Source organism: Bacillus cereus group sp. MYBK195-1, assembly GCF_051916605.1.
In the GTDB taxonomy this organism is placed as follows: Bacteria; Bacillota; Bacilli; order Bacillales; family Bacillaceae_G; genus Bacillus_A; species Bacillus_A cereus.
This window is the reverse complement of the sequence record NZ_JBQAGZ010000006.1, coordinates 1-26,678: the sequence shown is the minus strand read 5'-3', so window position 1 is coordinate 26,678 and position 26,678 is coordinate 1. Positions and strand designations below refer to the sequence as shown.

Below are 26,678 nucleotides of genomic sequence, written 5' to 3'. Positions count from 1 at the left end.
TCAAACTATAAAGGCACCTCCAAAATATGAAGAAGGTTATAACCTTTTAATACTTCTCTTCTACCTTTAATTCTTTACTATACTTTTGAATGAAAACTGATGAAATAACCATTACTATGCCCACACTAAAACCAATAAGTTGATCTATTAACATTTCATCATGAATAAACCAGCGAAGTAAAAATACGCTACCAAAAATAAACATCATAATAAACCCAGTATGCCTAAGTCCTTTATAGACATTTTCCATATGTATCACCTCTTCACATAACATTATCCATATTATACCATACAACCATCAAGTAACCGTATCGTCCTCTGGCAATATGCAGCTACCTTTTGATCATGTGTAACAACTAACACTGTTTTTCCTTCTTTATTAATCTCTTGTAAAATACTCATAATTTTCTCCCCATTTTCTTGATCAAGAGCACCAGTCGGTTCATCAGCAAGTATAATTTTTGTATCTTGTGCTAAAGCCCTTGCTATTGCTGTTCTTTGCTGTTCTCCTCCTGATAACTCGTAAGGATATTTGTTAATATGCCTCTCAAGCCCTACCATTTTCAGCATTTCTTTTGATATTTGCATACGTTTCTTATGAGAAATTCTTCTATATATAAGCGGAAGCATTACATTTTCAACAACTGTATAATCATCTAATAGCGAAAAGTTCTGAAACACAAATCCAACTTCCGTGTTTCTATACTTATGATAATTTGACTTGAATGTACTCGTATCCATTCCATCTAAAAAATACTTTCCAGTAGAGGGGCTATCAATTAAGCCAATAATGTTAAGCAAGGTTGATTTCCCAGAACCAGATGGTCCCATAATGGCTATCATTTCGCCTTTTTCTATTGTAAGATTAATATCTTGTAAAGCACTAAAATTACTCTTTCCGTATCCCTTAGCCACATTTGCGAGCTGAATCATCTATAACACCTCTTTCATATATGTATTTTTTATTTTTAGTACATTGAAATAAATGATTGCATATATAACGAGGATCATTACAATTGATAAAGCACCTATAACAACCAATGATTCTATAGAGACTTTTAACGTTCCAAAGAAAGATACTATACTATTTTCTAGCCCTTTCTGAATTTCAATTACTCCGCTATTCTCCCATTGAAAATACATTATGCCTATACATATCGCTAAAACGAATAGCAACATATACTCAATAATAAATGGAAGACATATTTGAAAAGTGCTTGCACCTAACGCTGATCTAATAGAAATATTTTTACGCTCCATATAAAGTGCTGCCATTGATGTTAATACAATAGATAGAAATGAAAAAAATAAGACTGTACCGCTTAATAATAAGGGGTATGACATATTATCAATACCTTGTTTTTCGTTTTCTAACAATTTATTCGGATTTGTAACATAATACGAATAACCCTTACCTTCTGTTACCTTTAATACTTTCTTTTGAAGTTCATTTATATTTATCTTATCATTTGTTTCTATAATTAACCCATTGTATAAAAGTTCTACACTATAGAACTCTATTTCTTCTGTTCCAATTGGTAAAATCGCCATGTCATCTAATAATGTAATACGATTATCCGATATTTCACCACTTCGAGGATATGTAAATGGTGAATTTTTTTCTAAAAAACCAATTACTTTTAGCTTCATTTTTCCAGATGGTATAACATCACCAATAGATACCTTTTCTATATAATTAGCCCCTAATATAACAGGTCTAATATCAAATACTGATTTATGAAATTCCGATTCCTCAAAATATCTTCCTTGTGAAATTCGTATACGAAAGTACTTATTAATATCTTTATCAACAATAAGAGTCTTTATCGTTCCATTTTCTTTTTTTAAACTAAGTGAATAGTTACGGAACAGATAATTAGTTTTATTTGTTATTGGTATCATATTAGATAACCCTTGCATGAAATGTTGATAATCATTTTTCGCTTTTTCTTCGCTAAACAAGGTTATATCTTGCGTCGCATAAAGTTCATAGAAATTTTTATGAGTCGATAAATTATTTGCTACCGTCATCATTTTTCGATATCCCGAAAGATTACTAACAAATTCTATTGCTGAAGAAAATGCAATAATTAAAGAAATTACTATAATCAAACTTGGTAACAACCGTTTTTTCACAGACCGTATAGAATCAAATATAAAAAACATGACGACCTCCTACGTTCTTAAATGTTTTCCGGGATATATATTTATAATGTGCTTGATTGGAATTACAGTAACAAAAATTGTAAGAAAAATTATAAAAATAACATTGCATATCAATACATATAGTGTTAACGGTTTTACTAAGTATGTCTGAAAATAAGTATGAATTGTTCCCGAAAATATTTCTAACGTAATAAAAACTAAGAACATCGCTGCTAGAGAAATAAACAAAATTTGAATATATAGTTCGCAGTAGATAGATATATTAGAAGCACCTACTGCTTTTTTTAATGAAATCTCTCTTTCTTTTTTATAAATCCAAAATAAAACCGCAGAAATGCCAGAAACAATTGCAACAAGAATAAATTTATAATAATACTTATTTGCTGGATCTATATGTGTCACATGTAGTTCTTGAAGATCTCGTTCATTCAGCATTTGAACATCTCCCGAAAGCACTTCTTTACTCCTACCCATAAACTTTTTTATTTCGTTATGAATAGATGATGTAGGATTAACAACTGTTAATTGTAATTGTTTACTCTCGATAATACCTTTTTTAGATATAGTAGGTAAGTTTTGAAGTGGAACGTATATGCCTGCTACACCGACGTCACTGTCTTTTCTTGATATAGTTCCTATTTTTTTATATGTATCATCAAATTCATATAACTCCTCTACATTCGTTTGATCGCCAACAACCATATCGTTTACATTTTCACGATGAAAATATTGTCCTTCAGAAATATATGGCTTCCAATAATAATCATCTTTTAAATTCACAGCTATGATCTTTGTTGCCCCTGAACTATTTAATGCTTTTAAATGCTCTACATAAATATCACTTTTAACAAAAGTATCTTGTATGAAAGGAATTATCTCTTCCAATTCAGTTGCATTCGCTATCGGAACAGTTAAAACTTGGTTCTTCTCTGGAAAACCGATTTGAAAAGCCGATATAAAGTTTCGTTTAGACTCTGTTAAAAGTGCGGCTATTGATATAGAAAGAAAAGAAATAAAAAATGACATAAGGAGAATTAAGAAAAACAGTTTATTGCTTTTTATATTTTTAAAAGCTAGGTACATGTCTGTGCTCCTTTTAAATAAGAAGGAGATGATGAACATCCCCTTCTCCTTATCTAAATATTTATAAAGACAACTGTTTAATGCTTTTTACCACTGTAATCGTAAGTTACCATTACTATCAAAAGTACCTTTGTGTGTATCTTCTTGATAGTCATTATTCTCATTTGCATAATGCTCCGAGTATAGTCCTTTTGCACCAAAGGCGTTATATGCACCATTACTCACAGTTGCGTTTAATACTCTTCCAGATTCATGGGATCCTAATTTGTCTGAAGCGCTTTCAATATATGAATTATTTCCATTTGATTTAATAAAAGAAATTGCTACTGAACAACGAGATGCATTTTGATTCGTAGTAGTTTGAGCTCTGTAAGATAGTAGGTTACCGCTTTTGTGACCGCTTAGAGTTGGATAGAATGCACTTGTTGAGATTGATGTTGCTAATAATACTAAAGTCGTAATTGAAAAAACTTTTCCTTTCATTAACAATCACCTCATAAATTTAATAGTTTAGTAGCGCTACATCATCATAATATCCTTCAAATAAATTCTCCTCAACAAGAAACCCCGATGTTTTACAAACTCTTTAAACACTTAAACATTCATACATTTTTAAAAAGTAACGGATAAGCAAGCAATACAAAAAAAGGCTGCAGAGAACTCCATCTCCGCAGCCTAGTACTTATTTTTGCAAAAACGCCTGCAAATCTGCAAACTGTCTCTTTGCATCTTCATAGCCTTGCTCATATAAATTTTGTAGTTTTGCTGTATCTTTTTCCATACGATCTACTTGAAGCGGCACTTCTGGGCGAATAACAAATAAATTACCCGCTTGTTCTTCTTTTTCGATGTAGTGAAGTGTTTCATTATACACTTCATAACGATTTAGCATCGTGTTAACAAGATTCGGATATTTTTTATAAGCTTTCGCAGCAACCCATCCAAACTTTGATTTTTTCTTCGCGTAGCCATGATTTCTCGTTAAAATTACGACTGATTTTTTAAATCCATCTTCCTGTGCTTTACGAACTGGAATCGGATCTGAAATCCCACCATCTAATAATTGCTTACCACGGTAATTTACTACTGGTGCAATGAAAGGCAATGAACTAGACGCTTGTAATAAATTTAGCGCATCATCATTCGTTCCTTCTTTTTCAAAATAAACAGATTGCCCAGTTTCACAATCCGTCGTTCCTACAAGGAAACGTTCTGGGCTATTAAAGTATGTTTCAAAATCAAACGGCACATGCTTTTCTGGAATTTCATGAAAAATGAAATCCATATCAAATAACTGCCGTTTTCTCCATAAGTTTTTATACGATAAATATTTCGGATGTGATGCATAATCAATATTGACCGTTTTATTTCTATTTCTTTGTCTGGAAAGATACGACGCTGCATGACAAGCACCAGCTGATACACCAATTACATATGGAAAATATAAATCTTGTTCCATAAAGTATTCTAATATCCCGCCCGTGTACACACCACGCATACCGCCGCCTTCTAATACTAACCCCGTATTTTCAAGCATGTTACTCTCTCCTCTATATATATTGACTCTTTAATTATTCACCATGTTAAGTATCTTTTTCTATTATATATGAGTTCTTTCAGAAATTATATTTAAAAGACTTGAGAAAAAGGAGTTTTTTCTTCCAATTATATTTCCAAATGACCGGAGACATCCTTTATAAACCTTTGAATAAAATCTTGCTCTTCTTTCGTATATCCATCTAAAAGTAACAACCACTTTTCTTCAGCTTGCTTATGCAATTTTTCATGAGCTTTATATATTTTATTCCCACTTTCCGTTAAGCGGAAGAAGATTTCTTTTTGATTATCTAACATTTGCATCTTCTCAACGAATTGCTTTTGAAACAACTTTGTACAAATTTTAGAGATTGCTCCCTTCGTCATGCCCATTTCTGTCGTAATTGCCGTTACATTTATCAAACCATTTTTTCCGATACATTCGATTACATGTAACTCAGATAAAGACATACTACTTACACCTGTCTCACGAAGAAACTTCTCATTTTGTCGTTTTAAATGTTCTTCTTTTTTATGCAAAAGTGTACGAATGTCCGACAGTATTTCCATTTGCTTCGTTGCATGCTTCAATCCGTTCGCCTCCTAAGTTTCCGAAGAAACAATTTAACTATATACCATTTTAAAATTATTTTTTCATCTTTACAAGTGAGAAAATCATGTTAAAATAAATTTAGTTTCCTAGGAAACTAAATTACAAGGGGGTTAACAAGATGAAAAAATCTAAACTAAATTTCATTTTATATGTTATCTGTATTAGTGCCTTATTCGGTTCCTTCGCTCAAAATATTTACACACCTATCTTACCGATGATTCAAAATTCTTTTCATACTTCTCTTTATCTTGTAAATGTAACAGTTTCACTTTTTACATTCGTTCTTGCGATTATGCAGCTCATATATGGCCCTTTAATTGATACAAAAGGGAGAAAATCTGTCCTTATTCCTAGTTTAATTATTAGTACGATTGCTTCAATCGGATGTGCTTTTTCGGCAAACATTTATTTATTTCTCTTTTTTAGAGCTGTTCAAGCTATAGGAATAGCGGCTATACCTGTAGTTTCAGCAACGATTATCGGCGATTTATTTGAAGGAAAAGAACGCGGAGAAGCGATGAGCCTATACCAAATGTTACTTGCCCTCGCACCTGCAATGGCTCCTCTCATAGGTGGTTATCTTGGCAGTATAAATGGTCACTTATCTGTATTTCTCTTTTTATCTACACTTGGCATTATCTTATTAATGATAAACATTTCACTACTTCCAGAAACAAAGCCAAATGTAATTAAGCAGTCTAAAGCACAAAAGAATTACTCTCTTATCTTAAAAAATAAAACTGGATTTTCTATTACTCTTATTGGCTTCATTCAATTTTGTATTTACTTTTGCTTTCTCGTTTTTTTACCGAGTATTTTAACAAATTCATTTCATTTAACTGTAAATAAAATTGGTCTTATGTTTGTACCAATGTCTCTTTCTATCATGCTAGGAAGTTTTTGCTACAAGTTTTTGCAAAAACGCCTCACAACAAAGCAAGCTTTATTTATTACGAGTTTCTTCAATATTATATGTGTCGTTTTATTCTCTTTCACATATAGCATCAATATCCCCTTCATCATTATCGTTACATCTTTGTACGGTTTTAGTATGGGACTTTCTATGCCAACTCACACTACTTTATTAACAGAAGAATTCGTACAAGAACGTGCAACAGCTATCGGTATATACAACTTCATCCGCTATCTTGGTATGGGTACAGGGCCACTTATAGGTGGATTTCTTTTATTTAACCAAAATTACTTTTGGATTTTCTTCCTAGGCGCAATTATGTTTTTACTTGTAATCTTATATGCAATGAAAATGCTAAGTTTTCATTCTGTACAAAAAGTAAAATAGAGCCCCCAAAAAGGTCGGCTCTATTTTACCCTCTTTGATCCGCAACAATATGAATATCAATATACTTTGTTTGTCTCATAATTTCATTTACAATAGAGCCTTTTCGTATTTCTTCCCATCTTGTTCTAGCCGATTGTCCAAGTAAAATTTGCGTTACTTGTAATCTTTTTGCGACTTCAATAATAACATCTGCTGGCTTTCTTCCTTTTGCCTCTTCTAATACAAAACTCGCATCAAATTGATTCGTTAACGATTTCCACTCTTCAATTGTTTGTTTTTTACCTGCTGAAAGAGAATCTATATTTTCCCTCTCAACGTTTAATACGTACAATTCAGCATTTAATCGATCAGCCATGCGCCATCCCCGTCTTATTAATTTCTCCGCTGTTGAACTGTATTGTACACAAACGAGAATTTTTTCTTTTACGCCAATTGGTTCTATTACTGTTTGGCTAATTTTCTCGTCCATATCATCAGCAACTTCACGAAGTGATAATTCCCTAAGTGCTCCTAAATTATTAAGTGTAAAGAAGTTTTGTAAGCTTTGCTGAATTTTTTCTTCTTTATATATCTTTCCGTCTATTAGTCTCTTCCTTAATACCTCAGGCGTTGCATCAACGAGCTGAATTTCATTTGCTTTTTGTAAAATAAAATCTGGAATTCGTTCTCTTACTTTTACATTCGTAATTTGAGCTACAATATCATGAACACTTTCTAAATGTTGAATATTAAAAGCTGATAATACCGATATACCAGCCTCTAACAATTCCTGCACATCCATATAACGTTTCTTATATTTAGAACCAGGAACATTACTATGAGCAAGTTCATCCACTACGACTACTTGCGGCGCGCGTTTTTTTATTCCTTCCACATCAAGCTCATAAAATACCTTTCCTTTATACTGTATTTCTTTTAAAGGAACTTTTTCTAAATCAGCAATTGCTTCTTCCGTCTCTTTTCTTCCATGCGTTTCAATTAAACCAATTACAATATCAATTCCATCTTTTTTCATTTCTCTTGCATCAAAGAGCATTTTATAACTTTTTCCTACGCCTGGAGCTGCTCCGACATATAGCTTTAACTTTCCGCGATTTTGCTGACGAATATATTCTAAATATTCCTCTGGCGTTCGCCTTTGAAACTTCGGTTCATAATCATCTGCATACAAAATAAACACTACCTTTCATTCGAAACAACGCTACCTCAATCCATTAGATTGAGGTAGCACTGTTACTATTTCATTAATTTCTGTAATGCCAAATTTAGCTTTAAGACGTTCACTCGATCTTCTCCAAATAAACCAAGCGCAGCACCTTCTGTTTGATCTTTAATCAATTGATTAAGTTTTTCTTTCGGAATATTCGTTAATTTTGAGATGCGATTCACCTGCACCGAGGCCGCCTTTGGACTAATATCAGGATCAAGCCCTGAACCTGAATTTGTCACTAAATCTATCGGTACTTCTGTAACTGGAACAGCTGGATTTTTTTCCTTCCAGTCCGCAATACTTTTCTCTACTCGCTTTGCTAAATCTGGATTAGATGGTGCATAGTTATTTGAACCAGATGCTTCAGCCTTATATTCAATACTAGAAACACGCCCTTGAAAATAACGTGGATCCGTGAAGTTTTGACCAATTAATTTAGAACCAATCACTTCATTTTTATCATTATATATTAGACTTCCATCCGCATTATCCTTCATCACTGCTTGTGCAATACCAGTAACAATAAGTGGGTATACAAGTCCACACAATACTAGAAATGTAAAAGTAATACGGATAATTGGTGATAGTATACTTTGTTTCTTCTCCATCTTTTTCCCCTCTTCCTTATATAAACAAGCCGACAATCATATCAATTACCTTAATTCCAATGAACGGAACGATAACTCCACCAAGCCCATAAATAAGTAAGTTTCGGCTAAGCAATGCATTAGAACTCATCGGTTTATATGCAATACCTTTCATCGCTAACGGAATGAGTAATGGAATAATAACAGCGTTAAATATTAATGCTGATAAAATCGCTGACAGTGGTGATGTTAATTTCATAATGTTCAATGCTTCCATTTGCGGAATCGCAAGTGTAAACATTGCTGGAATGATTGCAAAATATTTCGCTATATCATTCGCAATACTAAACGTCGTTAAAGCACCTCGCGTCATTAACAATTGCTTACCGATTCCTACAACCTCAATAATTTTCGTTGGATTCGAGTCTAGATCAATCATGTTGGCCGCTTCTTTCGCTGCTGTCGTACCACTGTTCATCGCTAATCCAACGTCCGCCTGTGCCAATGCTGGAGCATCATTTGTACCATCACCTGTCATTGCTACAAGTTTCCCTTTATCTTGCTCTGCTTTAATAACAGCAATTTTATCTTCCGGTTTACACTCGGCAACGAATTCATCTACTCCAGCTTCTTTTGCAATCGTTGCTGCCGTTAACGGATTATCACCTGTACACATAACCGTTTTAATCCCCATTTGGCGTAACTGTTCAAAACGCTCACGCATACCCGGTTTTACTGTATCCTTTAAATAAATTAAACCATAAATACGATTATCTACTGCAACTACAAGTGGTGTTCCACCCTCTTTTGAAATTAAGTCTGCTTTTTGATTTACATCTTTCGGAATTATTCCGCCTTGTGACTCAACCCATTCAATAGCGGCACCTACAGCACCTTTTCTCACTTTTGTTCCGTCTTGTAAATCAACACCACTCATTCTCGTTTCTGCTTTAAACGGAACAAACTCACCTTGTTCTGCAAGTTCCCTATTGTATGATATAGATTTTCCCTGCACATACTCGATAACAGATCGACCTTCTGGTGTTTCATCTAAAACAGAACTAATAGCGGCCCACTTTCCAACTTGCTCAATCGTTTCATTTCCTACAGGCAATAATGTATGAGCCATCCGGTTCCCAAAAGTAATTGTACCTGTTTTATCTAAAATAATTGTATTAATATCGCCAGCAGCTTCTACTGCTTTCCCCGACATCGCTAACACGTTAAACTTTGTCACACGGTCCATCCCAGCAATACCAATTGCCGATAATAGCCCACCAATTGTCGTTGGAATTAAACAAACTAATAATGCAACTAGCACAGCAGTATCAATTTGAAACCCTAAATAATTTGTAAAAATCGGCAACGTCACAACAACGATCAAGAAAATAAGAGTTAAGCTCGTTAATACTGTATTTAAAGCAATCTCATTCGGCGTTTTTTGACGAGCAGCTCCTTCTACTAAAGAAATCATTTTGTCGATAAATGATTCACCAGGATTACTCGTAATGACAATTGTAATTTCATCACTTACGACCATCGTTCCACCTGTTACGGAACAAAAATCACCGCCTGCTTCTTTTATAACAGGAGCTGATTCCCCTGTAATTGCAGATTCATCTACAGATGCTAATCCTTTGATTACTTCGCCATCATTCGGAATCATTTCTCCTTGTTTTACGATAACAACGTCACCTTTTCTAAGATCAGTTGCTGAAACTTGGACAATGTCTCCATTTTCTTTTACTACATTTGCAAACACATCTTTCTTCGACTGCTTTAAAGAATCGGCTTGCGCTTTACCACGACCTTCTGCTAATGCTTCTGCAAAATTCGCAAATAAAACTGTAAATAATAGAATGAGAGAAACTGTTATATTAAACCAATCTGGTATACTACTAGAACTACTTGGAAGAAAAGATAAAATGAACGTAATGATAAATCCAATCTCCACAACGAACATAATCGGATTCTTTATCATGACTTTCGGATTCAATTTCGCAACGGATTGCTTCATCGCATGTGTTACGATATCACGATCCATCGTTTTCGCTTGTCTAACTTCATCTTCTACAGCATGTATTTGTGACTCATTTAATTGTTTTTCTTTTACTACTACCGGTCTCATCATTTACCCTCCATTACTTCAATGTAAGAAATTCTGCAATTGGACCGAGTACTAACATCGGGAAGAATGTTAATGCACCGACAATTACAATTGTTCCGATGAAGATGCCACCAAATAAACTATTATCTGTACGGAACGTTCCAACTGTTTCTGGCACTACCGTTTTTTCTTTCAGCGAAGCTGCCACAGCTAACATCGTAATTAAACTGAAGTAGCGTCCTAAAAACATAACTAAACCAGTCGTAATATTCCAAAACGGTGTATTATCTCCTAATCCTTCAAATCCAGATCCGTTATTTGCAGCTGACGATGTATATTCATATACAACTTGCGTTAAACCGTGGAAACCAGAATGAGAAATAGCATCCGTCCCTAAATTTGTTGAAAGAGCTAATGCCGAAAAGCCTAAAATGAGCAATGGATGAAATAAAATCGTGACCGCAATTAATTTCATTTCCTTACCTTCAATCTTTTTACCTAAAAACTCTGGTGTCCGTCCAACCATTAACCCAGATATAAACACTGCAATAATTGCATACATAATAATGTTTACAAAGCCTGCTCCAACGCCGCCATACACTGTATTTAACATCATATTTACAAGTGGAACTAGACCGCCAATTGGTGTTAACGTATCATGCATCGTATTAACAGCCCCAGTTTCAGCAGCTGTCGTTACCGTTGCGTATAGTGAAGAAAATACTGTTCCAAATCGTACTTCTTTCCCTTCTGTACTTCCTTGTACATGTTCGATACCCATTCCATTTAATGCCGGGTTCCCGTTTAGTTCAGATGTCGTAATCGTTATAAACCCTAGTAAAAATACCATAAATAGTGACACGAAAAGGATGCGACCTTGTTTTTTATTTCCTACCATTCGTCCGTACGTAAATGGAAGTGCTGTTGGTAATAACATCATAAGCATCATTTGCAAAATATTACTCATTTGTCCTGGATTTTCAAAAGGATGCGTAGAGTTTGCTCCGAAAAATCCACCGCCGTTATTTCCAAGTTCCTTAATAGAAACGAATGATGCAACAGGGCCACGTAATATACTTTGCTTTGCCCCATCAATCGTTTGTGCTGTAACCGCCCCATCTAACGTTTGCGGTACGCCAAGTGCAACAAAAACTAGTGCCGCAATAAATGCGATAGGAAGAAACACTCTCGTTAACGCTCTCGTAAAATCAACGAAAAAGTTACCAAGTTCTTTTCCAGCAAGTCCTCTTATAAAAGCCATAACGAGCGCCAATGTCGTTGCTGGTGCCGCAAACATTAAAAATGTAATCCCGATTAATTGTGATAAATAGGATAAACCATTTTCACCGCTATAATGCTGTAAGTTTGTATCAGCCATAAAACTAATCGCTGTATTAAAAGCGAGCGTAGGCTCCATCCCTTCAATATGCGCTGGATTTAGCGGCAACACACCTTGTAATCTGAAAATGAAATATACAATAACAATCATAAATCCGTTGAGTAAAACTAATGATAATGCGTACTGTTTCCACGTTTGATTGTATTCTTTTACACCCATAATTTTAAAAATAAGTTTTTCAAAAGGCCCGAATACTTTATCTAGCATTTTGCTACCTTGAAAAGCTTTTTCTAAATAAATCCCCATTGGCTTTGCTACTAAAATAAACAAGAGCATTGTAATAATGACTGCAACCCAAATCATAATGAATGATTCCCCCTAATTAAAACTTCTCTGGATTTAATAATGCATACACTAAATACACTGTAATTGCTGCGACAATAACCGATAAGACAATCATCATGATTGCTTTCCTTCTTTCACAACTTTATCTGACCAACTTGCAAGACTTGCCATTGATGCAACTAATAAAATAAAAATCCCGACCATTACAACATCTAACATAGCTATCCCTCGCTTTGTTTTTGTTAAAATTTACCATCTAAATATTAAAAAAGAACACTGAGCTCTACTCAGTGTTCAAAAAATGAACAACAAAAAGTAAACCTCCTCTCTAAACGCTTACGAGGTTAGCTGTCGGATTCGGGCCTAAAGAGTAGCCCTACTTTCAAAACTGAAAGATTCACCCCAAGTGACGATGCACAAAATTGGTTCCCCCGCTCCATTTCTGGAACTCAGCGATTTTAGGTTTTTTTGGAAATTTTATGAATGATTTATGAGAGTAAATATACTCCTCTATATTTCACTTGTAAAGGGTTAAATTACTGAAAATAATAATATTTACATTCATTTAAACGCTTACATTGAAGATTATTACTATTATTTCATCTATTTTCTTTATTTCTCTTCTCTTTTCTTAAAAATGACCTTTTAAATATGAAATAAAAAGAGCGAATGAGATGAAGTGCATAGCTTGTTGCACTCAGCATTCGCTCTTTTTTATTCAACCTTTATTCTCCTCGTAAAAATGCACGTAAATTTCTCCCGCGAATATAAACTTGTGTCAATTCTGCATGTAGCTGCTCATACTCGGTAATATCCACCTCTAAATACAAAGCATCTTTTGATGGTAATATAATATACGGCCCTGGAAAAAGGGGATCGATCTGAACCAATTCTTGAACTCGCTCTACCGATACTGCCCAACGATTTGCTATATCTCCAAGTAATAATACCTTCATCATTTCTTCCCCCGCCCTATTCAAAAAATAAAAAAGAAATATTATCACAATTTGTAAACACGACAAACTTAGCTCCAATTGTTTCATAGAGCCTCGCTGGATATCGTTTATTCCTTGTAACAACAGTAATAGGTGCTTGAAAAGAAAAGCGAATGTGTTCTGTGAAAAAACTAACGATTGGAAGCTCATCCCCTAGTAAAATCACCTTCTTAATACACTCACAAATACTAGTAAAGTCCTGCTCCTTACTGCAGCTATAAGTCCAATCAAACCCACAATTCCTAACTTCAGCCGCTATCTCTTCATTTGCTGTAAAAATAATTAACTTATGTTGAAATGGTACTAGATCTCTTAAACTATCTACCTTACTTTCTTCTCCAACACAAATAAGTGTTAGTTCCATGTACCTCATCCTCCTTAGTATAAAAGAAATCAAACATAGATTGATATTCCCCTATACTAATCAGATCGATGAAGTGATGTATCCATCATGGCACCGTCCTCTCTCAAGACGCTTACGAAGTTAGCTGTCGGATTCGGACTTTGAGAGTAGCCCTACTTTCAAACTTGAAAGATTCACCCCTAGTGCCTACGCACAAATTGGTTCCTCCGCTCCATATAATTGGACTCAGCGTTTACAAAAAAATGTATTCTGGCTGATATATTACTCCTGTATTTTGAAAAAGTAAACAGAAAAAAAGCCAGTTATAAAACTGGCTTTTCACTTACCTATGCACGCGTTCTATTCACTTTATATGCAAAATGATTCGTCGGTCCATGACCACTACCAATATTCAATGGCTCTTCAATTGCTATACTAATAAATCGTTTTGCTTCTTGAACAGCATCTTCAATTGAGTATCCTTTCGCAAGTCCTGCTGTAACCGCTGAAGCAAATGTACACCCACTTCCATGCGTTTGCTTTGAAGGAATTCGCTCGCTTCTAAACTCAATAAATTTTTCTCCATCAAAGAGGAAATCAATTACTTCATTCCCTTGATATTCTGCATGTCCGCCCTTCATAAGCACATATTTAGCACCTAATTCATTCAATACTTTTGCAGCTTCCTTACTATCTTCAACATTATGAATCTCCATCCCAGTTAACACTTCTGCTTCTGGGACATTCGGTGTTATAACAGTTGCTACTGGTAATAAATATTCTTTTAATGCTTGAGCTGCTTCTTGCTGTAATAATGATGCACCGCCTTTTGCAATCATAACGGGATCTAGCACAATATTATTCCAGCCAAACTTTTTAATTTGTTCTGCAACAATTTGAATTATTTCACTACTAAATAACATTCCTAGTTTCACTGCATCTGGTGTTAAATCCGTACCAATTGAATTCAGCTGTTCTGTAATACCTTCTAACGGAACAGGATATACCCCTTGAACGCCAAGCGTGTTTTGAGCAGTAATTGCCGTAATAGCCGTCATTCCGTATACACCAAGCTCTTGGAATGTTTTTAAATCTGCCTGAATTCCAGCACCGCCGCCGCTATCAGACCCTGCAATTGTTAAAGCTTTATTCACTTTCATCCCACTCATCCTTTTCTATCCAAAATAGCGATGATAAATCGTTTTTGCTTCGCTTATATCTTTCGTTCCATGTACGAGCACACGGCCATCTTTAAAGGCTACTAACCTCTTGTCTTCAACAGAAAATGATAATAAATATAGATTTATATTTAAATCATTCACGCGACCTTCCAGCAACTCTTTATATTGTTCAAAATTCATTTCATCTTTATAAGGTGGTCTAATTTGAACTGTATTTCGCCCGCATAAAACTGCTGTTTTTGATGTGTTCTCTTTATTTAAATACGGATATAATGCATTCTCTCCGCATGAAGGACAATTATGCTGGCGAAGTTTTTGCACATTCATACATGAATACTCATTCTTCCACATATCAAACGATACAAGCCCATCTCGAAGTGATTCGTAATCTTCTACTAACAGTTTAAGAGCTTCTGTTACTTGATGAGAAACGACAAGAGATACAGCAGGTGATATAATACCCGCTGTATCACATGTTGCCCCGCCAAGCGGAATCGACTGTAATAAACATGATAAACATGGTGTTTTACTAGGAAGGATTGTGTAAGAAAGACCGTAACTACCTACACATGCACCGTAAATCCATGGAATAGAATATTTTTGTGCTATATCATTCACAATAAAGCGTGTTTCAAAATTATCAGTCGCATCAATAATTACATCAACATTTGTAACAAGTTCTTCTAGCTCTTCAGCTGTTACATCTTGAACGAGAGCTTCTATTGTTACATCACTATTAATCTCTTCTAAACGTTTTTTAGCCGCTATAGCTTTTGGAAGATTATTCTTTACGTCGCTCTCTGCATACAATTGTTGTCTTTGTAAATTACTCCAATCTACATAATCACGGTCAACAATTGTTATCTTGCCAACACCTGCTCTTACAAACATCTCTGCATTTGCACTACCTAATGCACCTGCACCGATAATAAGCACATGCTTTTCTCTTATCTTTTGCTGTCCTTCTTCTCCAATTGGAGAAAATAGTTCTTGGCGAGAATATCGATTATTCAACTACGCTCATTCCTTCTAAAGGACTACTTGCAGTTGCACAACGCTTACGTGCAATACGACCTGCTTCAAATCCTAAACGGCCTGCTTCAATACTTAATTTCATTGCTTGTGCCATTTTAATAGGATCTTTTGCTCCTGATACAGCTGTATTTAATAACACTCCATCTGCTCCTAATTCCATTGCAAATGTCGCATCAGCTGGGCTACCAATACCGGCATCAACGATAACTGGTACTGTCGCTTGTTCAATAATGAAGCCCAAATTTAATGGATTTACAATACCAAGTCCTGATCCGATTGGAGATGCTCCTGGCATAATCGCATGCACGCCAAGCTCTTGTAATTTACGTGCTAATACAACATCATCAGATGTATACGGAAGTACGATAAATCCTTCTTCCAGTAACATTTCAGATGCCTTTAACGTTTCTACCGGATCAGGTAATAACGTTCTATCATCACCAATAACTTCTACCTTTATCATGTCACAAAGCCCAGAAGCTTTTGCTAATTTTGCAATACGAACAGCCTCTTCAGCATTTTTTGCTCCTGCTGTATTTGGTAATAACGTATATTTTTTCACATCAAGTTTCTCTAATAAATTAGGTTGCTTTGCATCAAAGATATCCATACGACGTACTGCAAACGTTAAAATTTCAGCTTCAGAAACGTCAATTGCCTTTTGCTGTACGTCAAAATCAGGGAATTTACCTGTTCCTAATAAAAGTCTAGAATGAAATGAAAATGGTCCAATGTTTAACATAATCAACCGCCTCCTACGAAAGTTACAATCTCAATTTGGTCTCCATCAAAAACAGATGTATCTGTATGATCATCTTTTTGTAAAATATCTTTATTACGCTCTACTACAACAATTCTGTTATCTAACTCTAAATGTGTAAGTAGCTCAGCTACTGTTTTTACACTCGCTGGCACTTCAATTTGGTTACCATTAATTTTTAAATTCAAACTTCCATCCCCTTTCTAAACTCTTCTAGAAAGCAATGAATCTAGCAAATGATTCTCTTGCTTTCCTTCTATTAAATCAGCCATATATTGGCCAGAAATAGGACTTAATAAAATACCGTTTCGATAATGGCCCGTGCAAGCATATAAACCTTTTATTTCTTCATGCTCTCCCATATAAGGAGCTTCATGATTCGATTGTGGTCGTAATCCTGCCCACGTGCTTTCCCATTCTGCTTCTTTTAAAGCTGGCAATATTGTATAAGCACGCTCTAATATAGAAGTTATACTTTCTGGCTGCACAGTTTTATTGAACGTATGTGGCTTCATTGTTGCCCCAATTACGTAACGTCCACCGCGCTTTGGAGTAATGTAAAATCTTTCTTGAAAAATAGGTGCTTTTAAAAGTTGTTTTCTACTTCTTACCGCAACCACTTCTCCTTTAACTGGATATGTACCCCAATCACGGTGAAAATAACTGAGTAACTTCGTGCTCCATGAACCTCCTGCAATAACGACTTTCTCACATGTGACAATACCTTCACTTGTAATAACTCCAGTCACTTTATTATTTTCAATACGGATATCAAATACTTCTGCCTGTTCATATATATCAGCACCGGAAATTGCCGCAGAATGTGCGAATGCTTTCGTAAGCTCTGGTGCAATAACATGACCGTCTTTCGGATAATATACTGCTCCTATAATAGATTCGGATAGATATGGCTCTTTTTCCCGCACATGGTCTCCCGTTAGAAAATAAGAATCTTCACCTGTTTTCTGCTGCCAATCCATAATGTGAAGAATTCTTTCCTTCTCATCTTCATTTTGAGCAATACGATAAATTCCTTTTTCTTCATATCCAATATCAATACCCGTCTTTTCACGTAAAACTGCTGCAAGTTGTGGAAATATAGCTCGGCTTTCTCTAGCAAGTTCAAATAGCGGATCATACACATCCCATTCTGCCTGAACACCAAGTAAACCAGCAGCTGCTTTGGAAGCTTCCGATGCAATACTTTGCTTCTCCACAATCGCTACTTTATGTCCTCTTTCTGCTAGAAAATGTGCAACTGAACTGCCAATTACACCACCACCAATAATCGCTACATCATACTTCTCACACATGTTTTTCCGCCCACTTTCTTATTGATTCCTTATAAGATTTCGCTTTGCTATACGGGTTACTACTACTTACAATTCCAGACATAACTGCTATACCACTTACACCGTCAGTAAGAACATCCACTGTGTTTTCTGGGGTAATTCCTCCAATTGCTGTAATCGGTATAGATAAACACCTTGCAATGTCTGAAATTTCTTCAAGCCCTCTCGCTGGCACACCTTTTTTACAATCTGTCGGAAATACATGGCCATAGACAAGTGAATCCGCCCCATTCTTAAATGCATCGATCGCCTCTTCTAAAGAATGCACAGAATAACCGACATGCAAATAAGAAAACTTTTCTTTCACTGACCTTACATCTGCGCTTCGATATCCTAGCTGCACGCGCGGAATGTTTAATAAAATAGCAATATCAATTCGGTCATTTATCACTATTTTCGATGCTGGAAAGCCTTTCCTCAAAAGACTTTCCACACCTTCATACAATTCCTTTGTACTCTTCTCACGCTCACGAATATGCAAATAATCAATCTCACTCTCAATTTGCATCGCTACATTCACTAACTCTTCGAATGGCATATGGCCATTTGAGATTACGTGGAGCTCATTTTTCATATTCATTCGCCTACTTTAAAATATTTTCGAATAGTTCATCGGCTGGGACGGTTTCTTTCGTCATTCCTTTGTCCTTCAGCCACTTATTTTGTTTCTCCCAAGATTCTTTTGAATCTGATAAAAATGGCTCATCTTTCGTTTCCATCTTCTCTAATAAAATTTTCATACTTTCCTTTTCAACTTCTGGCACAAGTGGGAAGTTTTCTTTTTCTTGATGATTTAATAAAATATTCAATGCTTCATCTGGGTTTTTCTTCATGAAATCATAGCCTTTTTTCGTACCACGTAAGAAAGCTTGCAACGCTTCTTTATCTTTTTTCAACGTTTTATCACCTGTTACAAACACAAGCTCATGGTAGTTTGGTACTCCGTAATCAGCTGGATTAAAGTACGCTGGTTCATGGCCTTCATGACGCATAACAGGTACTTCATGGTTAATATATGCCCCTGTCACCGCATCTACTTTCTTCGTAATTAATGCTGGTACTAAATCAAAGCCAACATCAACTACTTTCACTGTATCAGGATTACCACCAGCTTCTTTTACCATCGTTTTTAAATACATCTCACTTAAAGGTGTTCCAGAGTATCCTACTGTTTTTCCTTCTAAATCTTTCGGTGATTGAATGCCCGCTGATTTCAGTGATACAACATGATTTAATGGTGAACGTACGACAGCTCCAATTGATTTCACTGGAATTTGCTCATTCGCTCTCGCCATAACAACATCTGGCTGATAATACAAGCCAACTGTCACCTTCCCTGCTGCTGCCAGCGTTAATGGATCAGTCGGATTAGAAGGGAATTTAATATTTACCTTTACACCTTCTTCTTTAAAGTATCCTTTTTCAATTGCTGCATAGATAAAGCTATGTACCGCATTTGGATACCAATCTAACATGACTGTTATTTCTTTCTCTTTTTTACTTTTGTCTGATGCTGAATTACTCGAACATCCTGCAATTATTGCAATTAATAATGTAAACACAAAGATGCGCTTTAAAAATTTCATGAATACTTCCTCCAACTAATGAATTTCTTTTCTAATATGGAAATAATTACGACGAAGAAAATAGCTAATAATGATAACAATACAATAGGTGCAAATACGCCAGCTCCATCTAACTGCGTCATCATTCTCTTACTGAAATATCCAAGCCCAGCTTGTGCACCGAGCCATTCTCCAATTGCTGCTCCGATAACACTAAGCGGAACTGCAATTTTTAAAGCTGAGAAAAAATAAGGAAGAGCAGACGGCAACTTTAATTTAAGAAAAATATCTCTTTTTGTTGCTCCATATGTAACTAAGAGCTCCTCCCATTCTTTTTTCGTACTACGCAGTCCATCATACGTATTGACCGCAATTGGGAAAAACGTAATTAAAACTGTGACAACAACCTTACTCCAAATTGTGTATCCAAACCATAAAACAAATAGCGGAGCAAGCGCAGTAATCGGAATCGTTTGTGAAGCAACTAATAATGGATAAAATGCTCTCTCCATCCATGTACTCGCATTCATTAACATCGCTAGCCCTACACCTAATACGATAGAGATAACAACACCTATTAAAACGACGTATAACGTTGCAGGTAAATGAACTGTAAATAATATGTCTTTTAGTTTCCATATCTTCATTACAATCGCAGAAGGTGACGGTAAAATGTACATCTCATCTACAATTCTTGCTCCTATTTCCCACACAGCTAGTAAAATACTAGAAAGTGTAATAGCAGGAACTAATTCTTTCAATCGGTTCATCACACAAGTACCTGCCTTTGTAACATACTAAGAAGCTCATCTTTCAGCGCTAATACTTCCGGTTTATATAAATCTTTTCGTGTTCTGTTATGATCAAGCGGTACAGTCCGCTCAGTCAAAGTCGTTATCGGCTGCTGTTCCACTACTAAAACTCGGTTTGAAAGAAATAACGCTTCTTCAACATCATGAGTAATGAATAAAATTGTTTTTTCCCACTCTTGCCATTGTTCAAACAACCATTCTTGCAAAGAGGTCTTCGTTAAAGCATCCAACGCACTAAATGGTTCATCTAACAGCAATATTTCCCCGCCTGTTAATAAAGTTCGAATAAAAGATACACGTTGTCTCATACCACCAGATAAATCTTTCGGATATTTTTTCTCATACCCTTGCAAACCAAATTTATGTAACAGTTCCTTTGCCTTTACTTGTGCTTCTTTCTTCTGTACACCTTGGCACTCTAGCGGCAGGGCAGCATTCTCAATAATTGTTCTCCACGGCAAAAGCATATCTTTTTGCGGCATATATCCTACAGGATGGTGCTTTGTTTCTGTCAGTTCTATCTGTCCAGTACTTACCTTTTCTAGACCTGTAATAAGGCGAAATAAAGTACTTTTCCCACATCCACTCGGTCCGATAATACTGACAAACTCTTTCTCATGTATAGAAGCATTTAATTCATGGATGATTGGTTTCTCATCGTAATGAAAAGAAACATTATGAAACTGTAGTATGTTCTTGCTCCTCAAATCCCCACATCTCCTTACGATAGGACATATCCCAGAATAAATATTCAAATCGACTGGAATATAAGAAAATCTCCTCTAATCTTTCTAGTTCTGTCTCAGACTTTCCAACTGCCATTTTATTTAATAAATCTATTAACCAAATACAAAGATTACCGTATTCTTCCGAACTATATCCTTGAATCCACTCACCAAAAAACTCATGATCTCTTGCTCCAGGAATATCATTTAAACGCTTTCCAATTTCCCAATAGCTCCACATACATGGAAGAAGCGCTGCTATTAATTCCGCAAGTGTGCCATTTTGAGATACAGACATCATGTAATTTGTATAAGCTAAATTTTTAGCAGATGGTTTCGCAGACTCTATCTCCTCTATAGAAATTCCAAGTCTTTTTGCATATTGTTTATGGATTGTCATTTCGCCATTTAATATTCCATCAATTTGTTCAGCGAACTTTCCCATTACTTGTGGATTCGTTGCTTTTACAACACCAATCGCATATAACTTTGCATAATCTAGCAGATATAAATAATCTTGAATAATATAATACTGGAATTTATCTTTTTCTAACGTGCCATCTCCCATACCCACTACAAACGGATGATTATGACTCATCTCCCAAACCGGTTGCACAGTTTCTAATAATCTATCGCAAAATTTCATTTCTCTATCCCCTTTCAATATATGTATCTAAATAAAAAACCACTTCTATATATAAGAAGTGGTTACAGCAAATAAAGTTATACATTTATTCGATGTTCCACTTCCCTTCGCTAGTATTACCTAGATCAGGTGTTGTAAGGGTTAAGGATTATTCCTCTCTCAGCAAATCAAGCACCCCTAGTGGTTTCAATATGAAATTTTCAAATAAAAAAGCCCCGTTTCTATACGCAAAGAAACGGGGACTCATTGTTAGTGTCCGAATTGCTTCCCTACGCTAGCATAATCTAGATCAGGTAATAAAAAGGATCAAAGGCTTACGGCCTACTCTCAGCTGGCAACACCAGCTCTCCTAGCAAACTATAAAATTATCACTGTCAGTATAACACCCTAATAAGACATCATCAACTTTTTTAATTTTCTTAATTATTAACAAAATATCAAAGTTATACAATACATACATTCTATTTTAGAAAATAAAACCCCAATTAATTGTATAAAAAGGAATCATTATCCTCAAAAAATTTATTTTTATATTGATTTCATATTACATTTATGTGAATACACCCACTATATTATATCTTTATACTATAATAAAATTACAACTATACAACTAGAGGAGGTCTCTATTCCATGAATATGAAAGCTGCTGCTTTAACAGCAACTACTGTAGCGATTGCTTCTTTACTTCCTTCTATGGGTGAAACAAATGTACAAAAAGCAAACGCTGAACAATTATCTAATATTAAAACTGGGTATGTCAAAGTCGATCAAGTAGCATTACATACAGAAGATAACGTAAAAAGCACATCAATTGATACAATTCGCTTTAATACAAAAGTGAACATCCTTGAAACAACTAATGAGTGGTATAAAGTATCTGTTCATAATAAAGTAGGTTATGTACAAAAAGATGCTATTTTACTAAAAAACAAACTTCATTCTAATGATCAATACATCGTTAATGCTAATGCATTAAACGTTCGCTCTGAACCTAATTTAGAATCTTCCATTTTAGATGTATTACCAAATGGCAAGTTTATTACCGTTCAAGAAGATCAAGGCGAATGGTATAAAATATCGCATAATGGCCAAACAGGTTACGTACAAAAAACATTCATCTCTAATGGTTCACAACCCTTAGTAAAAGGAATCACCGTTCAAAATAATACAAAATATACTGTTGCAACACCTAATCTAAATGTACGTAGCAACGCTAGTACAAGTAGCGCTCTACTCGGTTCATTACAAAACGGTACACAAGTACAAGTAGTAGAAACTGTAGGAACTTGGTATAAAATTCGTTTTGGCACAGGATACGGATATGTAGCAAAACACTATGTAGTACAAAATCAACCACAAGCTAAAACAGATCAACCTTCATCAATTCCAGCTGCTTTCAAATTCCCTGCTCAAGGAAGAATTAGCTCAACCTTTGATATACGCTGGGAACAAATGCATTATGGTATAGATATTGCCGCTCCAGGAAACGTCTCTATCCATGCTGCTGCTGCAGGTAAAGTTGTGAAATCTTATTATTCAGCTAGCTATGGCAATGTTGTTTTCATTGCGCATCAAATCAATGGGAAATTATATACAACTGTTTATGCTCATATGAAGGATCGCACTGTACAAGCTGGTGATCAAGTACAAACTGGACAATTAATAGGTCATATGGGAAACACAGGTCATTCATACGGGCAACATCTTCATTTTGAATTACATAATGGAGAATGGAATTTTGAAAAAACAAATGCAGTAAATCCACTGCCATATTTAGTTAGGTAAATTGTATGCCACGCAATATACCTCTTATAATTGAATACGTAGCCTTTTTAGGTTTAATCTGCTGTTTAATCATTTACAATACAAACATTGTATTTTTATCTATTATTATTGCTTTTGTTGCATTAGAAATTATGATGGAATCATTTCAAGTGCAACTAAAACAAAAAATTGCCCATATTTATAATGCTATTTTTCTTTTGAGTGCTCTCATAACAAATATAATTAGTAATGGCTTTTATTTATCTACTGTATTTCCAGTATTCTTTATGGCTGTTTTATTATTTGTAGCTAGATATATTAATGTCCCTTATAAACAAAAACAAGAACAAGAAGCTTAGAAAGAGGAGACACTGTGTACCAATCTTTCAAAGATACTCCAATAAAATACATATTGAATTTGTATAAGAAAGCCAATACTTTTTTTGGTATACAAGGAAGTTATACTGAACAACTTCTCCTATATGGAATGTTGTTTCTTGTCTTAATCACTTTCTCCTTGTTTTACTAACAAAAAAGGATCTCACATAAACTGGAGATCCTTTTTAATTTATATTAATTTTTCATATCGGAAATATTGTTTATCCACAAGCATATTTTTCATAAATAAAGCTCAGATTATATTTTTTCTCTAAGCTCATTCTTTGTTCGTCATCGCACCAATAGAAAAGAATATCATGAATCGTTGCGTAACGCTTATTTTTAAGAAATAGCCTAAAGAATGATGGTAAACAATCATGTAATTGTATAAATATATAATTGCGTAGTATTTCTTCTTTATATTCAATGCCCTTACAAATATACAGTAATTCTTCACAATAATATGCATGCTGTGGAACTTGTATCATTTCGAAAAATGGCACATAAGATAGTAGCTTTCCAATAAAATGACCGTATCGATCCATTACTCCTATCGTCATATGCTCCATCATTTCTTTCATCACATATAAATAATCATCTACATGCGTTGTCTTTAATGGGTCTAAGCGATCGGAAATTTGAGATAATACAGCTCTTTGACATGCTAAAACTGCCTGACTAGGTCCATAATATGATAGGAAATCTGTACACTTACGATATTTCCGTAATAAATCATGTGTATACAAATCATATACAAAAGTATTACAATACATTGCTAAACTCATCATATCACTATTTAATTGCTCTTTTGATAATGATTTCGCTCTCTTGCACATATAAAAGAATGTAAATTCCAATACTTCTTTATGAGATAATAAATGTTTACAATCGGTTATACACTTCTCATTAAATTTAACTCTATCCCAAATTTCAATATCCCTATCTGTCAATTCACCTATACGATATTTAATAATTAAATAATTTAAAGCAACTGATTGTGTCAAAAGATCCCATGTTTCATATTCCAATGAAGTATGAACAAACTCAGCTAATCCTTGCGCTATCATAAAATCATTTGCCTCTTCATACCAACCAATCTCTTGGCATAAGCGAAGAATACGCACTAAAGTTGGAATTTCATCTTTATGAAACTGCGGTAATTTCTTTGCTTTATTCATGCCATATACGATAAATGCCGCTAAATTTTCTTCTTTATAAAATTCTTTTTCTTTCCATACTAATATAGTTCGTTCTTTCCCCTCACCTTTTGGGTGACAAGGTACAAGCAAAGAAAATAATTCAGCGAAATTATTTGGTTCTATATATGTATCTGTAACCAAATTCCAATTTGGATCGCCCTGTACAGCCTTCATATAATTCCCCTTCCCTTTTCATCTATGTAGGAAATATTAATTTATTATCGCACCACTAAAAATTAATATTGTTATATTCAAAATCTCTCATAATACTTATATCTATCAGTATATCATCTTTTCTCTTATTAAAAATGAAGAATAAGAAATTAAAAAAAACTGTCGAAATTATTAACCGTATCCTTATTATATAATGTCTCAGATACATCACGCTAACATATTAGTTTAATCCATATATGCTAGAATAATGTATCTGAACTTTATATATAATTTAGCTCTTTATGAGTGACCATTAGACTCTCGGTTAATTAAAGTTTCAATTTACTCTGTATGCTCTGAGATTTCGCTCAAGGCAAATCCAGCTTGATCATCTGCTGATTCCCTTATAGCTAAATCTCCTAGTGCTAACATGCCAATAAGTTGACCACTATCAACTACTGGTAATCGTCTAATTTGATGCTGTGCCATTAGCTCTGTAGCTTTTTCAATAGAATCATTTGGAGAAACTGAGATAATATTTGTTGTCATTACATTTGTAATTTTATTAGATCCAGGATGTTTTTCAGCAATCCCTCGAACGACTAAATCACGATCAGTAACAAGCCCAACAACTTGCTCATTTTCAACAACAGGAATTAATCCAACTGATTCTTCCTTCATTTTAACAGCTGCCTCATATACATTGTCTAGCGGTGTACAATGTACAATATGGGTACTCATTAAGTCTCTAACTCGTGTCATTATGATTTCCTCCTTTTTATACATACCATAGCTTTTCCAAAATTCCTTTATTTATTTCTGGAAAGTAACGTAATAAAAAGGATTAACAAAATAAAAAAGAGTCAGCATAATGCTGACTCTTTTTTGTATGACCCGTACGGGATTCGAACCCGTGTTACCGCCGTGAAAGGGCGGTGTCTTAACCACTTGACCAACGGGCCATGGCTCCGCAGGTAGGACTCGAACCTACGACCGATCGGTTAACAGCCGATAGCTCTACCACTGAGCTACTGCGGAATAATATATGGTGGGCCTAAATGGACTCGAACCATCGACCTCACGCTTATCAGGCGTGCGCTCTAACCAGCTGAGCTATAGGCCCATATACTTTACAGGGGCAGTAGGAATCGAACCCACACTGGAGGTTTTGGAGACCTCAGTTCTACCTTTAAACTATGCCCCTAAATGATGCCGGCTAGAGGACTTGAACCCCCAACCTACTGATTACAAGTCAGTTGCTCTACCAATTGAGCTAAGCCGGCATAAAAAAATGGTGGCTCGGGACGGAATCGAACCGCCGACACGAGGATTTTCAGTCCTCTGCTCTACCGACTGAGCTACCGAGCCAACATAAATGGCGGTCCCGACCGGGGTCGAACCGGCGATCTCCTGCGTGACAGGCAGGCATGTTAACCACTACACCACGGGACCATTTGGTTGCGGGGACAGGATTTGAACCTGCG

Annotated in this window: 30 protein-coding genes, 7 tRNA genes and 4 riboswitches; of the genes, 3 read left to right on the top strand and 34 right to left on the bottom strand. The window is 35.2% G+C overall.

What is annotated here, in order from left to right; all coding sequences use genetic code 11:
- Window positions 1-46: 46 nt before the first annotated feature.
- The 7 genes from ACTFRY_RS21740 to ACTFRY_RS21710 all read right to left on the bottom strand — a co-directional run bounded on the left by ACTFRY_RS21740 (window position 47) and on the right by ACTFRY_RS21710 (window position 5,376).
- Window positions 47-250 (bottom strand): hypothetical protein, encoded by a 204-nt coding sequence (locus tag ACTFRY_RS21740; protein ID WP_000432806.1) that lies wholly within the window; start codon window positions 248-250, stop codon window positions 47-49.
- Window positions 251-282: 32 nt separating this feature from the next.
- Window positions 283-933, bottom strand: coding sequence for an ABC transporter ATP-binding protein (locus tag ACTFRY_RS21735; protein WP_000615295.1), 651 nt, complete (start codon window positions 931-933; stop codon window positions 283-285).
- Window positions 934-2,166 (bottom strand): ABC transporter permease, encoded by a 1,233-nt coding sequence (locus ACTFRY_RS21730; protein ID WP_016117188.1) that lies wholly within the window; start codon window positions 2,164-2,166, stop codon window positions 934-936.
- 9 nt (window positions 2,167-2,175) lie between these two features.
- Entirely contained in the window at window positions 2,176-3,249 is a 1,074-nt protein-coding gene (locus ACTFRY_RS21725; protein ID WP_000280228.1) for an ABC transporter permease, read from the bottom strand.
- Window positions 3,250-3,336: 87 nt separating this feature from the next.
- Complete coding sequence (locus ACTFRY_RS21720; protein WP_000676984.1) at window positions 3,337-3,732, bottom strand: hypothetical protein; 396 nt, start codon at window positions 3,730-3,732, stop codon at window positions 3,337-3,339.
- A gap of 199 nt (window positions 3,733-3,931) precedes the next feature.
- Window positions 3,932-4,786, bottom strand: a complete 855-nt coding sequence (locus ACTFRY_RS21715) for a patatin-like phospholipase family protein (protein WP_000892677.1) — start codon at window positions 4,784-4,786, stop codon at window positions 3,932-3,934.
- 128 nt (window positions 4,787-4,914) lie between these two features.
- On the bottom strand, window positions 4,915-5,376 hold the full coding sequence (locus tag ACTFRY_RS21710) for a MarR family transcriptional regulator (protein WP_000679676.1): 462 nt from the start codon (window positions 5,374-5,376) through the stop codon (window positions 4,915-4,917).
- A 140-nt stretch (window positions 5,377-5,516) separates the two neighbouring features.
- On the opposite strand from ACTFRY_RS21710, the gene ACTFRY_RS21705 reads away from it, so the two are divergent.
- Window positions 5,517-6,698 carry an MFS transporter gene (locus ACTFRY_RS21705; RefSeq protein ID WP_086391543.1) on the top strand — a complete coding sequence of 394 codons (1,182 nt, stop codon included), beginning with the start codon at window positions 5,517-5,519 and terminating at the stop codon, window positions 6,696-6,698.
- Between the two features lie 25 nt (window positions 6,699-6,723).
- Here ACTFRY_RS21705 and kdpDN read toward each other — a convergent pair whose 3' ends face one another.
- The 18 genes from kdpDN to tenA all read right to left on the bottom strand — a co-directional run bounded on the left by kdpDN (window position 6,724) and on the right by tenA (window position 21,700).
- Entirely contained in the window at window positions 6,724-7,878 is a 1,155-nt protein-coding gene (gene kdpDN, locus ACTFRY_RS21700) for a KdpD-like non-kinase potassium sensor (protein ID WP_086391542.1), read from the bottom strand.
- 56 nt (window positions 7,879-7,934) lie between these two features.
- Window positions 7,935-8,516 (bottom strand): K(+)-transporting ATPase subunit C, encoded by a 582-nt coding sequence (gene kdpC, locus ACTFRY_RS21695; RefSeq protein WP_016117185.1) that lies wholly within the window; start codon window positions 8,514-8,516, stop codon window positions 7,935-7,937.
- Window positions 8,517-8,532: 16 nt separating this feature from the next.
- Entirely contained in the window at window positions 8,533-10,623 is a 2,091-nt protein-coding gene (gene kdpB / locus ACTFRY_RS21690; RefSeq protein ID WP_141541496.1) for a potassium-transporting ATPase subunit KdpB, read from the bottom strand.
- A gap of 13 nt (window positions 10,624-10,636) precedes the next feature.
- Window positions 10,637-12,304 carry a potassium-transporting ATPase subunit KdpA gene (kdpA, locus tag ACTFRY_RS21685; RefSeq protein WP_000638317.1) on the bottom strand — a complete coding sequence of 556 codons (1,668 nt, stop codon included), beginning with the start codon at window positions 12,302-12,304 and terminating at the stop codon, window positions 10,637-10,639.
- 19 nt (window positions 12,305-12,323) lie between these two features.
- The gene (gene kdpF / locus ACTFRY_RS21680; RefSeq protein WP_223153441.1) at window positions 12,324-12,401 is read right to left on the bottom strand and encodes a K(+)-transporting ATPase subunit F; all 78 of its coding nucleotides are present in this window, start codon (window positions 12,399-12,401) and stop codon (window positions 12,324-12,326) included.
- Window positions 12,401-12,505, bottom strand: coding sequence for a SipW-dependent-type signal peptide-containing protein (locus ACTFRY_RS21675; RefSeq protein WP_000887894.1), 105 nt, complete (start codon window positions 12,503-12,505; stop codon window positions 12,401-12,403). Before ACTFRY_RS21675 ends, kdpF begins: the two co-directional genes overlap by 1 nt.
- A gap of 100 nt (window positions 12,506-12,605) precedes the next feature.
- A riboswitch (cyclic di-AMP (ydaO/yuaA leader) is annotated at window positions 12,606-12,751 on the bottom strand.
- A gap of 260 nt (window positions 12,752-13,011) precedes the next feature.
- Window positions 13,012-13,245, bottom strand: a complete 234-nt coding sequence (locus tag ACTFRY_RS21670) for a hypothetical protein (protein WP_001985933.1) — start codon at window positions 13,243-13,245, stop codon at window positions 13,012-13,014.
- Between the two features lie 13 nt (window positions 13,246-13,258).
- Window positions 13,259-13,645 carry a hypothetical protein gene (locus tag ACTFRY_RS21665; RefSeq protein ID WP_000424066.1) on the bottom strand — a complete coding sequence of 129 codons (387 nt, stop codon included), beginning with the start codon at window positions 13,643-13,645 and terminating at the stop codon, window positions 13,259-13,261.
- A 93-nt stretch (window positions 13,646-13,738) separates the two neighbouring features.
- Window positions 13,739-13,886: riboswitch (cyclic di-AMP (ydaO/yuaA leader) on the bottom strand.
- 85 nt (window positions 13,887-13,971) lie between these two features.
- Window positions 13,972-14,784 (bottom strand): bifunctional hydroxymethylpyrimidine kinase/phosphomethylpyrimidine kinase, encoded by an 813-nt coding sequence (gene thiD / locus ACTFRY_RS21660; protein WP_098616995.1) that lies wholly within the window; start codon window positions 14,782-14,784, stop codon window positions 13,972-13,974.
- A gap of 15 nt (window positions 14,785-14,799) precedes the next feature.
- On the bottom strand, window positions 14,800-15,819 hold the full coding sequence (gene thiF, locus ACTFRY_RS21655; RefSeq protein ID WP_001065423.1) for a thiazole biosynthesis adenylyltransferase ThiF: 1,020 nt from the start codon (window positions 15,817-15,819) through the stop codon (window positions 14,800-14,802).
- Window positions 15,812-16,582, bottom strand: coding sequence for a thiazole synthase (gene thiG, locus ACTFRY_RS21650; RefSeq protein ID WP_098616996.1), 771 nt, complete (start codon window positions 16,580-16,582; stop codon window positions 15,812-15,814). The genes thiF and thiG overlap by 8 nt, the downstream gene beginning before the upstream one ends.
- 2 nt (window positions 16,583-16,584) lie before the next feature.
- Entirely contained in the window at window positions 16,585-16,788 is a 204-nt protein-coding gene (gene thiS / locus ACTFRY_RS21645; protein ID WP_001049502.1) for a sulfur carrier protein ThiS, read from the bottom strand.
- 15 nt (window positions 16,789-16,803) lie between these two features.
- Window positions 16,804-17,913: a glycine oxidase ThiO gene (gene thiO / locus ACTFRY_RS21640; RefSeq protein WP_000333315.1), complete on the bottom strand. Its 1,110-nt coding sequence runs from the start codon at window positions 17,911-17,913 to the stop codon at window positions 16,804-16,806.
- Window positions 17,906-18,526: a thiazole tautomerase TenI gene (tenI, locus tag ACTFRY_RS21635; RefSeq protein WP_086391540.1), complete on the bottom strand. Its 621-nt coding sequence runs from the start codon at window positions 18,524-18,526 to the stop codon at window positions 17,906-17,908. The genes thiO and tenI overlap by 8 nt, the downstream gene beginning before the upstream one ends.
- Window positions 18,527-18,536: 10 nt before the next feature.
- Window positions 18,537-19,538, bottom strand: coding sequence for an ABC transporter substrate-binding protein (locus tag ACTFRY_RS21630; protein ID WP_000670416.1), 1,002 nt, complete (start codon window positions 19,536-19,538; stop codon window positions 18,537-18,539).
- The gene (locus ACTFRY_RS21625) at window positions 19,535-20,287 is read right to left on the bottom strand and encodes an ABC transporter permease (protein ID WP_001080856.1); all 753 of its coding nucleotides are present in this window, start codon (window positions 20,285-20,287) and stop codon (window positions 19,535-19,537) included. Before ACTFRY_RS21625 ends, ACTFRY_RS21630 begins: the two co-directional genes overlap by 4 nt.
- Window positions 20,287-21,036, bottom strand: coding sequence for an ABC transporter ATP-binding protein (locus ACTFRY_RS21620; RefSeq protein WP_001256793.1), 750 nt, complete (start codon window positions 21,034-21,036; stop codon window positions 20,287-20,289). Before ACTFRY_RS21620 ends, ACTFRY_RS21625 begins: the two co-directional genes overlap by 1 nt.
- Window positions 21,005-21,700, bottom strand: coding sequence for a thiaminase II (gene tenA, locus ACTFRY_RS21615; RefSeq protein WP_000666830.1), 696 nt, complete (start codon window positions 21,698-21,700; stop codon window positions 21,005-21,007). The genes ACTFRY_RS21620 and tenA overlap by 32 nt, the downstream gene beginning before the upstream one ends.
- A gap of 85 nt (window positions 21,701-21,785) precedes the next feature.
- Window positions 21,786-21,889, bottom strand: a riboswitch (TPP riboswitch).
- 60 nt (window positions 21,890-21,949) lie between these two features.
- Window positions 21,950-22,061: riboswitch (TPP riboswitch) on the bottom strand.
- Between the two features lie 269 nt (window positions 22,062-22,330).
- Between tenA and ACTFRY_RS21610 the strand changes: the two genes are divergently transcribed.
- Together ACTFRY_RS21610 and ACTFRY_RS21605 are read left to right on the top strand one after the other, a co-directional pair.
- Window positions 22,331-23,485, top strand: a complete 1,155-nt coding sequence (locus ACTFRY_RS21610) for an SH3 domain-containing protein (RefSeq protein ID WP_098616997.1) — start codon at window positions 22,331-22,333, stop codon at window positions 23,483-23,485.
- 5 nt (window positions 23,486-23,490) lie between these two features.
- The gene (locus ACTFRY_RS21605) at window positions 23,491-23,823 is read left to right on the top strand and encodes a hypothetical protein (protein WP_001137821.1); all 333 of its coding nucleotides are present in this window, start codon (window positions 23,491-23,493) and stop codon (window positions 23,821-23,823) included.
- Between the two features lie 240 nt (window positions 23,824-24,063).
- Here ACTFRY_RS21605 and ACTFRY_RS21600 read toward each other — a convergent pair whose 3' ends face one another.
- The 9 genes from ACTFRY_RS21600 to ACTFRY_RS21560 all read right to left on the bottom strand — a co-directional run bounded on the left by ACTFRY_RS21600 (window position 24,064) and on the right by ACTFRY_RS21560 (window position 26,646).
- Complete coding sequence (locus ACTFRY_RS21600) at window positions 24,064-25,215, bottom strand: DUF3965 domain-containing protein (protein ID WP_000648911.1); 1,152 nt, start codon at window positions 25,213-25,215, stop codon at window positions 24,064-24,066.
- A 321-nt stretch (window positions 25,216-25,536) separates the two neighbouring features.
- Window positions 25,537-25,956: a CBS domain-containing protein gene (locus tag ACTFRY_RS21595; RefSeq protein WP_000199010.1), complete on the bottom strand. Its 420-nt coding sequence runs from the start codon at window positions 25,954-25,956 to the stop codon at window positions 25,537-25,539.
- A gap of 128 nt (window positions 25,957-26,084) precedes the next feature.
- Window positions 26,085-26,156: transfer RNA gene (locus ACTFRY_RS21590), tRNA-Glu, on the bottom strand.
- A 1-nt stretch (window position 26,157) separates the two neighbouring features.
- A tRNA-Asn gene (locus ACTFRY_RS21585) sits at window positions 26,158-26,232 on the bottom strand.
- Between the two features lie 8 nt (window positions 26,233-26,240).
- Window positions 26,241-26,317: transfer RNA gene (locus tag ACTFRY_RS21580), tRNA-Ile, on the bottom strand.
- A 10-nt stretch (window positions 26,318-26,327) separates the two neighbouring features.
- A tRNA-Trp gene (locus ACTFRY_RS21575) sits at window positions 26,328-26,398 on the bottom strand.
- Window positions 26,399-26,404: 6 nt separating this feature from the next.
- Window positions 26,405-26,477: transfer RNA gene (locus ACTFRY_RS21570), tRNA-Thr, on the bottom strand.
- 9 nt (window positions 26,478-26,486) lie between these two features.
- Window positions 26,487-26,562, bottom strand: a tRNA-Phe gene (locus ACTFRY_RS21565).
- Between the two features lie 8 nt (window positions 26,563-26,570).
- A tRNA-Asp gene (locus ACTFRY_RS21560) sits at window positions 26,571-26,646 on the bottom strand.
- Window positions 26,647-26,678 lie beyond the last annotated feature (32 nt).

Excerpts from the sequence above, each read along its gene's own strand:
- ACTFRY_RS21740 (WP_000432806.1), bottom strand. The coding sequence starts at position 250 with ATGGAAAATGTCTATAAAGGACTTAGGCATACTGGGTTTATTATGATG.
- ACTFRY_RS21735 (WP_000615295.1), bottom strand. The coding sequence starts at position 933 with ATGATTCAGCTCGCAAATGTGGCTAAGGGATACGGAAAGAGTAATTTT.
- ACTFRY_RS21730 (WP_016117188.1), bottom strand. The coding sequence starts at position 2,166 with ATGTTTTTTATATTTGATTCTATACGGTCTGTGAAAAAACGGTTGTTA.
- ACTFRY_RS21725 (WP_000280228.1), bottom strand. The coding sequence starts at position 3,249 with ATGTACCTAGCTTTTAAAAATATAAAAAGCAATAAACTGTTTTTCTTA.
- ACTFRY_RS21720 (WP_000676984.1), bottom strand. The coding sequence starts at position 3,732 with ATGAAAGGAAAAGTTTTTTCAATTACGACTTTAGTATTATTAGCAACA.
- ACTFRY_RS21715 (WP_000892677.1), bottom strand. The coding sequence starts at position 4,786 with ATGCTTGAAAATACGGGGTTAGTATTAGAAGGCGGCGGTATGCGTGGT.
- ACTFRY_RS21705 (WP_086391543.1), top strand. The coding sequence starts at position 5,517 with ATGAAAAAATCTAAACTAAATTTCATTTTATATGTTATCTGTATTAGT.
- kdpC (WP_016117185.1), bottom strand. The coding sequence starts at position 8,516 with ATGGAGAAGAAACAAAGTATACTATCACCAATTATCCGTATTACTTTT.
- kdpB (WP_141541496.1), bottom strand. The coding sequence starts at position 10,623 with ATGAGACCGGTAGTAGTAAAAGAAAAACAATTAAATGAGTCACAAATA.
- kdpA (WP_000638317.1), bottom strand. The coding sequence starts at position 12,304 with ATGATTTGGGTTGCAGTCATTATTACAATGCTCTTGTTTATTTTAGTA.
- kdpF (WP_223153441.1), bottom strand. The coding sequence starts at position 12,401 with ATGATTGTCTTATCGGTTATTGTCGCAGCAATTACAGTGTATTTAGTG.
- ACTFRY_RS21675 (WP_000887894.1), bottom strand. The coding sequence starts at position 12,505 with ATGTTAGATGTTGTAATGGTCGGGATTTTTATTTTATTAGTTGCATCA.
- ACTFRY_RS21670 (WP_001985933.1), bottom strand. The coding sequence starts at position 13,245 with ATGATGAAGGTATTATTACTTGGAGATATAGCAAATCGTTGGGCAGTA.
- ACTFRY_RS21665 (WP_000424066.1), bottom strand. The coding sequence starts at position 13,645 with ATGGAACTAACACTTATTTGTGTTGGAGAAGAAAGTAAGGTAGATAGT.
- thiD (WP_098616995.1), bottom strand. The coding sequence starts at position 14,784 with ATGAAAGTGAATAAAGCTTTAACAATTGCAGGGTCTGATAGCGGCGGC.
- thiG (WP_098616996.1), bottom strand. The coding sequence starts at position 16,582 with ATGTTAAACATTGGACCATTTTCATTTCATTCTAGACTTTTATTAGGA.
- thiO (WP_000333315.1), bottom strand. The coding sequence starts at position 17,913 with ATGTGTGAGAAGTATGATGTAGCGATTATTGGTGGTGGTGTAATTGGC.
- tenI (WP_086391540.1), bottom strand. The coding sequence starts at position 18,526 with ATGAAAAATGAGCTCCACGTAATCTCAAATGGCCATATGCCATTCGAA.
- ACTFRY_RS21630 (WP_000670416.1), bottom strand. The coding sequence starts at position 19,538 with ATGAAATTTTTAAAGCGCATCTTTGTGTTTACATTATTAATTGCAATA.
- ACTFRY_RS21625 (WP_001080856.1), bottom strand. The coding sequence starts at position 20,287 with ATGAACCGATTGAAAGAATTAGTTCCTGCTATTACACTTTCTAGTATT.
- tenA (WP_000666830.1), bottom strand. The coding sequence starts at position 21,700 with ATGAAATTTTGCGATAGATTATTAGAAACTGTGCAACCGGTTTGGGAG.
- ACTFRY_RS21610 (WP_098616997.1), top strand. The coding sequence starts at position 22,331 with ATGAATATGAAAGCTGCTGCTTTAACAGCAACTACTGTAGCGATTGCT.
- ACTFRY_RS21605 (WP_001137821.1), top strand. The coding sequence starts at position 23,491 with ATGCCACGCAATATACCTCTTATAATTGAATACGTAGCCTTTTTAGGT.
- ACTFRY_RS21600 (WP_000648911.1), bottom strand. The coding sequence starts at position 25,215 with ATGAAGGCTGTACAGGGCGATCCAAATTGGAATTTGGTTACAGATACA.
- ACTFRY_RS21595 (WP_000199010.1), bottom strand. The coding sequence starts at position 25,956 with ATGACACGAGTTAGAGACTTAATGAGTACCCATATTGTACATTGTACA.